We start from the raw sequence: 6,878 nt of genomic DNA on the forward strand, positions 1-6,878 counted from the left end.
GCGCGGCCACGGCTTCCCCCAGCAGCAGGCGCAGCCGCAGCCCCCGGCGCAGGCGCAGGGCCAGCCGCAACCCCAGCCCCAGCCCCAGGCGCAGCCGTTGCCGCAGCCCTCCGCCGGGCCCGTGGACCCGCGCAGTGGGGCCGGGTGGCCCTCCCCCGTCGCGCACGACCAGCGCGAGCGGTCCGTACCGGGCGCGCCGCTCGGGTACACCGCGGCCGTGGAGCTCTCCTCCGACCGGCTGCTGCGCAACAACAAGCAGAAGGCGAAGAGCAGCCGCAACCCGGGCGGTTCCTCCCGCTTCAAGTTCGGCGGCAAGAAGGAGGAGGCCGAGCGGCAGCAGAAGCTCAACCTCATCCGTACGCCGGTGCTGTCGTGCTACCGGATCGCGGTCATCTCCCTCAAGGGCGGCGTCGGCAAGACGACGACCACCACGGCGCTGGGCGCGACGCTGGCGACCGAGCGGCAGGACAAGATCCTGGCCATCGACGCCAACCCCGACGCGGGCACGCTCGGCCGCCGGGTGCGCCGCGAGACCGGGGCGACCATCCGCGACCTCGTCCAGGCGATCCCGTACCTCAACTCGTACATGGACATCCGCCGGTTCACCTCGCAGGCGCCGTCGGGTCTGGAGATCATCGCCAACGACGTCGACCCTGCCGTGTCCACGACGTTCAACGACGAGGACTACCGGCGGGCGATAGACGTCCTGGGCAAGCAGTACCCGATCATCCTGACCGACTCGGGCACGGGTCTGCTGTACTCGGCGATGCGCGGCGTCCTCGACCTCGCGGACCAGCTGATCATCATCTCCACCCCGTCGGTCGACGGCGCGTCGAGCGCGTCCACGACCCTGGACTGGCTCTCCGCGCACGGCTACGCCGATCTGGTCCAGCGCTCGCTGACCGTCATCTCGGGAGTCCGCGAGACCGGCAAGATGATCAAGGTGGACGACATCGTCCAGCACTTCCAGACGCGCTGCCGCGGGGTCGTGGTGGTCCCGTTCGACGAGCATCTGGCGGCGGGCGCGGAGGTCGACCTCGACATGATGCGGCCCAAGACGCGCGAGGCGTACTTCCACCTGTCGGCGCTGGTGGCGGAGGACTTCGTACGGGCCCAGCAGCAGCAGGGGCTGTGGACCGGGGACGGGCTCAACCCGCCGCCGCACATGGCTCCGCCGATGCCTGGCCAGTACGCGCCGCAGCCCGGCCAGCCTGTCCCGGGTCAGCCCGTTCCCGGCCAGCCGCCCGTCCCGGGGCAGCAGGTGCCCGGTCAGCCCTTCCCCGGCCAGTCCCAGCCGCAGCAGCCGTACGCACCTCAGCAGCCCCACCCTCAGCCGCAGCCGCCCCAGCCGTACGGCGGGCAGCAGCCGCCTCAGGGGTGGCAGCAGCAGCCGCCTCAGCAGTAGGAGCGGCGAGGGGTGACACCGAAGGGCCCGTACCGTCTTCGCGACGGTACGGGCCCTTCGGGCTTGGCAGCCTCTGTTCCTCCGGCGGCGGCCCGCGCTCGGCCGGTAGCGCGGCTGCCCGCGCCCCCCTACCGCTGGGCCGCCAGCGCCCTCCGCGCCCCCACCTCCGACGGCAGCTCCCGTACGAACGTCGCCGCGCAGAGCGTGCCCAGTAGCCAGGCCAAGAGCGGCGCGAGGAACGGCAGGGCGAGCAGTACCAGGGCCCGCCAGGGGCTGCTGAGGCCGGCGCCGACCTGCCGCTGCCCGCCGCGGTGCGCCTTCCAGGACTCCTCCGGCGACGCCGCCCTGGCCAGCGCCTCCCGCGTCTGGCGCCGCGCCCGTACCCAGCCCCAGACCGCCGACCCGGCGCAGAGCGCCGTCATGGCGGTCCACAGGACCATCGGCCAGCTGCCGGGGAGCCCGTCCACGGTGTCGCCGAAGGCGATGAGCAGCACGCTCAGCATCAGCGTCATCGCCAGGAGGACGAAGGCGGCGAGGGCGATCCGGCGCGCCCAGTAGCCGAAGCCCCGCCGGTACCAGGTGGTGCCCACGATCGGCAGTCTGGCCGGAGCCGGCTCAGAAGAGCCCCTTGAACCCATTCCACGCCTTCTTCCCCAGGTCCCCCGCGTCGTCCGCGAGCCGCTTCATGTCCTGGCCGGTGTCCGACAGGACGTTGCCGCTGCCGTGCCAGAGTCCGCCGATGACCCCGTGGTCGTGGATGTCCTCGCTCCAGTGCTCGTGGAACGCCTCGTCGAGCAGGTCGGTCGCTCCGATGACGACCGCGCCCCCGACGCCCGCGACCACCGCCACCGGCACGGTGATCTCCGAACTCGCCACCAGCGCCACACCGGCCGCCGTGGCCGCCGTGCCCGCCGCCAGTCCGCCCAGCGCCGCGCCCCCGTCCACCACCACCGAGTGCGTCCACGACCATCCCTTGTCGTGGTCGTCCTTCGCCTCCAGCAGGCCGCAGACGCTCGCCGCGGCGACGTCGACGACGGGGATCTCCTTCAGGAAGTCCGGCAGCTTCTCCAGGCCCTTGCCCAGCTTCAGCGCGTCGGCCGCGTCCGCGACCTTCACATTGAGCGCATGGTCGTAGGGCAGCGCCGAACTGCCGTGCTCCGCGCGGGCGATGTCGGTCTCCAGGCCGTCGAGCTTGGTCAGCGCGTCCTTGTAGGCGAGCCGGGCCGGGGAGTCCTTGGGGAGCGTCCTGCCCTGCTTCTGCCACTGCTTGCGCTCGGCCCGAAGGTCCTTCTTCGCCGCGTCCGCCTCCTTCTTGGCGTCGTCCAGTTTGGTGGCGGCGTCGTGGCCCTTGACCCGGGTGCGTTCGGAGTCGTACGCGTACAGCCCGCGCAGATAGTCGGCGATGGTGACCTTGTCGCCGGTCGACACCTTGGAGGTGTCCTCCTCGTACAGCTTGTTGAGCGCCTCGGCCGCGTCGAGGCGGGCCTGCTGGGCGGTGTGCAGGATCTCGTCGCGCACGCCGGCGTAGTCGCGCAGCGCGTCGATCGCCTTCTGCTCCTTGTCGTTGGGCGGGTTGTTGGTCATGAGCTGGCCCGGTACGCCCTTGGGGCCCATCGGGACGCCCGCCTTCACCGCGACGTCCTCGGCGTTCTGCAGGGCACTCTCGGCGGCCGAGAGGTGGTCGGCGAGGGTCGTGAGTATCTCGCCGGTCGCGTGGACCAGCTCCGCGAACCCGCCCGCGGTGAGCGCGTCCTCGCTCCACTTGGCGCGGAAGGACTCGGCGGCCTCGCCCTCCCAGGCCGCGTCCTTGGCCAGTTGCTCGACGACCGTGCCGAGCGGCTTCACGATCGATTCGAGGTCGTGCTTGGCGTTCTTGTAGGCGTCGCCCATCGTGCGGATACCGCCGATGTCCCCGCCCACCCAGCTGTCGCTCACCGCGTGCCCTTCACATCAGGTCTTCGAAGAGGCCGTGTACGTCGATGTCGTTGCGCTGCATCGAGTCGTGGGCGTACTTCACCTTGTCGCTGTTGTCGTCGAGCCGGTCCGACAGCTTGTCGTGCAGGCCCGCTATCAGGTCGGCCATGGCCTTGATGGCCGCGTCGCACCCGGCGTCGCCGGAACCGGCCACCGCGGGCTTCACATTGGCGTGCATGCCCCGGTAGACCTCGGCCTCCTTGTGGAAGGTCGACGCCATCGCGTTGAGGTCGCCCAGGATGACCTTCACATCGGCGCTCATGCCTCGGCCCCGTTCTCTCCGTACGTACGCTCCAGGTCCTCCGGCCGCCATCGGCGCCCGCCCGGCGCCACCCGCGGGTCGAGGTGCACCCTGGGCAGCCGGGCCTCGCGCATCGCCTCCGCGAACGGACCGATGGAGAGGGCGATCCAGGGCTGCGCCGGGCCGAGCGCCTCGACCAGCTTCACCACGCTGGTGAAGGCCACCGGAACCGGCGGTCCGGAGGGCGGACGCAGCAGCTCGAAGTCGACGCGCGGGGCGGCGCCGCCGGCCGGATAGCGCGGGTGGGCCGGGACGAACACCGGTGTGTGGTACGGCGGGACGCCCGGCTGCGCGCTCTTGGCGGCGTCGACGCCGACGATGCCGAGGATGCGGGACACTCGTGGTTCAGCCACATGTCTCAACTTATGCGGCGCCCCGGTGCGTCAATACGACGAAAACCGCCCAAAGCCTTCACCCATAGTCAATGGATGCCAGCTCTTGGGCGGTTTCTGGGCACTGGTTGACCAGTGTTTGACCAGTGCTACGCCTGTGCCTCGTACGCCTCGATCAGCTCGGTCGAGCGCTTCACATCGCGCCCGATCGCCTCCAGCAGCGCCTCGATCGACTCGAACTTCTCCTGGCCGCGCACATAGGCCAGGAAGTCGACGGCGACGTGCAGCCCGTACAGATCGAGGCCGACGCGGTCGATCGCGTACGCCTCGACCGTGCGGTCGGTGCCGTCGAACTGCGGGTTGGTGCCGACCGAGATGGCGGCGGGCATCCGCTCGCCGTTCGCGGTGAGCCAGCCCGCGTACACGCCGTCCGCGGGGATCGCGGTGTGCGGCAGCGTCTCCACGTTCGCCGTCGGGTAGCCCAGCTCCCGGCCGCGCTGCGCGCCGCGCACCACGACGCCCTCGACCCGGTGCGGGCGGCCCAGGATCTCGGCCGCGCCCGCTACGTCGCCCTCGGCGACCAGACGCCGGGTCAGGGTCGAGGAGAACGGCTGCCCGCCGCCCGCCTCGCCGCTGACGAAGAGGTCGATGACGTCCACCTCGTAGTCGTACGTCTCGCCGAGCTCCGCCAGGAACGCGACGTTCCCGGCCGCCTTGTGGCCGAAGCGGAAGTTGGGGCCCTCGACGACCACGCGCGCGTGCAGCTTGTCCACGAGCGCCTTCACCACGAACTCGGCCGGCGACAGCTTCGAGAACTCACTGGTGAAGGGGAGGATGAGCAGCGCGTCCACGCCGAGTCCCGCCATCAGCTCGGCGCGCCGGTGGTGCGGGGCGAGCAGCGGCGGGTGGCTGCCGGGGCGCACGACCTCGCTGGGGTGCGGGTCGAAGGTCACCACGACGGAGGGGATGCCCAGCTCACGGGCGCGCGCCACCGCCCGCCCGATGATTACCTGATGACCGCGGTGCACCCCGTCGTAGGAGCCGATGGTGACGACGCTGCGTCCCCAGTCCTGGGGAATGTCCTCCAAGCCACGCCAGCGCTGCACTGTGACCGCTCCTCGCCCGAAACTCGCCCGAAATCCGAACCCGTGTACGTGAGAGGTGTCCTCTCACACAGGTCTAAGACTGCCATGCCCGGCGTGTTCGGCCCTCATCGGCATGGGCACCGCAAGTGCCTCGACCGTGCGGCGGGCGCTCGGCCCGATCACGGCCGACCACTCGTGGGGCGCCTGGGCGAGCCAGCCCGCCACCTGAACGGCGAATTCCGGTACTTCCCGGGCCAGCTCCACCACCTGCCGGTCGAAGCAGCAGGCGCCTTCGGGCGTCCGTACCAGGAGCAGCCCGGTGCGGTGGACCAGGTCGCGGGTGCGTGCCTCGGGGCGCGCCACCGCCCCGAGGGCGGCGGCCCGCAGCAGGGCGTGCAGCACCTCCGGGTCCCGCGACTCGTACCGCTCGTATTCGAGCAGGACGTCCAGGAGCTCGGCGCGCAGGGGGCGCGAGGTGCGGCTGCCGGGCGCGGCGAGCACCGGCGCCAGCGCCCGCCGCGCCTGCGGCGAGCAGCCCCGCAGTACGGAGGTGACCAGCGGGAAGAGCACGGCACGGGCCGCCGGGCCGTACTCCAGGCGCCGCTCCACGAACGCGGCGGCGTCGGCCGCGCCCTCGGGGTGGCGGCCCACGTAGTGCCGGACGAGCGCCGCCGCCCGGCGGGCGAGCGCCGGCGTGTTGATCTCGGCGAGCGCCCCCAGCACCTCGGCCGCGGCCTCGCCCGGCTGGTCCAGACGCGTCTGGAAGGCGGCGAGGACCGGCTCGGGGTGCGTGGCGAGCGCGGCGAGGAGCGCGGAGGCGGGCAGCTTGGGGTCGCCGCCCGTGTACCGGGCGAGCGTCGCGTCGAGGTAGTGCGCGCGGGTGCGCGGGTCGCGGATCAGCAGGTGGAGCGCGGCGCCGTGCAGCGGGGTGTCGGCGGACCGGGCGAGCAGGGCGAGCGCGGCGTAGCGCAGCAGATCGCGGTCGGCGGCGGTGGTGACGTGGGGCGCGACGCGCGGACCGTACGCGGCGGCGGCCACCCGTCGTTCGGGCCGGTCGTCGTGGGCCCAGCGGTCCACGGCCCGGCAGAGCGCGGACGGCTCGTCCTCGGCCAGCGCGGCCAGGAGTTCGTCGGCGCGGGCGTGCGCGGTGGCCACCAGCGCCTCGGTGAGATCGTCGATGGCCAGCGAGCGGCGGGCGTAGAGCAGGGCCTGCGCGGCCCCGGCGACGGTCGGACGCATCTCACTGCCCGGCGGCGCGGGCAGGGGCCGTTCGTCGGTGAACCACCGGCACAGCAGCGGCTGTACGCTCCGGGGCTCGGCCGCCAGACGCCGGTCCACGGCGTCGAGGTACCGCTCCCAGCCGGGTGAACGGCCCGGTGCCCCGTCGGCGGGGACCAGGCGGCGCAGCAGCTCCATCCGGCGGTCGTCGCCGATCCGCAGCCGCTGCCAGAACCACGGCCCGAACGTGCCGAGCCCGCCCAGCCCCTCCGGGCCGCCCTCGCGCACCGAGCACGCGCTGATCCGGTCCGCGAGCAGCCGCAGCACACACAGGTACGAGCGGGGCTCGGGCACCCGCAGCAGCGTCTGGGTGAGCAGGTGCACGGCCCACCAGCCGGCGTCCTCCGCCCGGTCCGGCGCGGCCGTCCCGGCCCCGGCCGCGAGCCGGTCGAGCGAGTCCACCAGCTTCGCCAGGTGCGGGGCGAGCCCGTCGGGACCCTGCTCGCGGTCGAGGAGCAGCAGGGCCTGCAGGACGGGGCCGACGCGGTGCCGGGGGACGGGGA

General features: G+C 72.8%; 6 protein-coding genes and 1 pseudogene. 1 reads left to right on the forward strand and 6 read right to left on the reverse strand.

Going from position 1 to position 6,878, the window contains the following annotated elements; translation table 11 throughout:
• A partial coding sequence (locus ACJA3G_RS26205; RefSeq protein WP_406555511.1) for a MinD/ParA family protein occupies positions 1 to 1,405 on the forward strand: 1,405 nt, incomplete at its 5' end.
• A 128-nt stretch (positions 1,406 to 1,533) separates the two neighbouring features.
• Here ACJA3G_RS26205 and ACJA3G_RS26210 read toward each other — a convergent pair.
• The 6 genes and pseudogenes from ACJA3G_RS26210 to ACJA3G_RS26235 all read right to left on the reverse strand — a co-directional run.
• Positions 1,534 to 1,995, reverse strand: coding sequence for a hypothetical protein (locus ACJA3G_RS26210; RefSeq protein ID WP_406555512.1), 462 nt, complete (start codon positions 1,993 to 1,995; stop codon positions 1,534 to 1,536).
• Between the two features lie 25 nt (positions 1,996 to 2,020).
• A complete protein-coding gene (locus ACJA3G_RS26215; RefSeq protein ID WP_406555513.1) occupies positions 2,021 to 3,340 on the reverse strand; it encodes a WXG100 family type VII secretion target in 1,320 nt (439 codons plus the stop codon).
• Positions 3,341 to 3,350: 10 nt separating this feature from the next.
• Positions 3,351 to 3,641 carry a DUF6317 family protein gene (locus tag ACJA3G_RS26220; RefSeq protein ID WP_406555514.1) on the reverse strand — a complete coding sequence of 97 codons (291 nt, stop codon included), beginning with the start codon at positions 3,639 to 3,641 and terminating at the stop codon, positions 3,351 to 3,353.
• Positions 3,638 to 4,033 (reverse strand): SAV_915 family protein, encoded by a 396-nt coding sequence (locus tag ACJA3G_RS26225; RefSeq protein WP_406555515.1) that lies wholly within the window; start codon positions 4,031 to 4,033, stop codon positions 3,638 to 3,640. The genes ACJA3G_RS26220 and ACJA3G_RS26225 overlap by 4 nt, the downstream gene beginning before the upstream one ends.
• Before the next feature lie 128 nt (positions 4,034 to 4,161).
• Positions 4,162 to 5,118 carry a bifunctional riboflavin kinase/FAD synthetase gene (locus ACJA3G_RS26230; RefSeq protein WP_406555516.1) on the reverse strand — a complete coding sequence of 319 codons (957 nt, stop codon included), beginning with the start codon at positions 5,116 to 5,118 and terminating at the stop codon, positions 4,162 to 4,164.
• Positions 5,119 to 5,181: 63 nt separating this feature from the next.
• Positions 5,182 to 6,878: pseudogene (locus ACJA3G_RS26235) on the reverse strand (serine protease); the annotation flags it as partial.

The sequence above is a fragment of the Streptomyces sp. YS-3 genome, assembly GCF_045257485.1.
Lineage (GTDB): Bacteria > Actinomycetota > Actinomycetes > Streptomycetales > Streptomycetaceae > Streptomyces.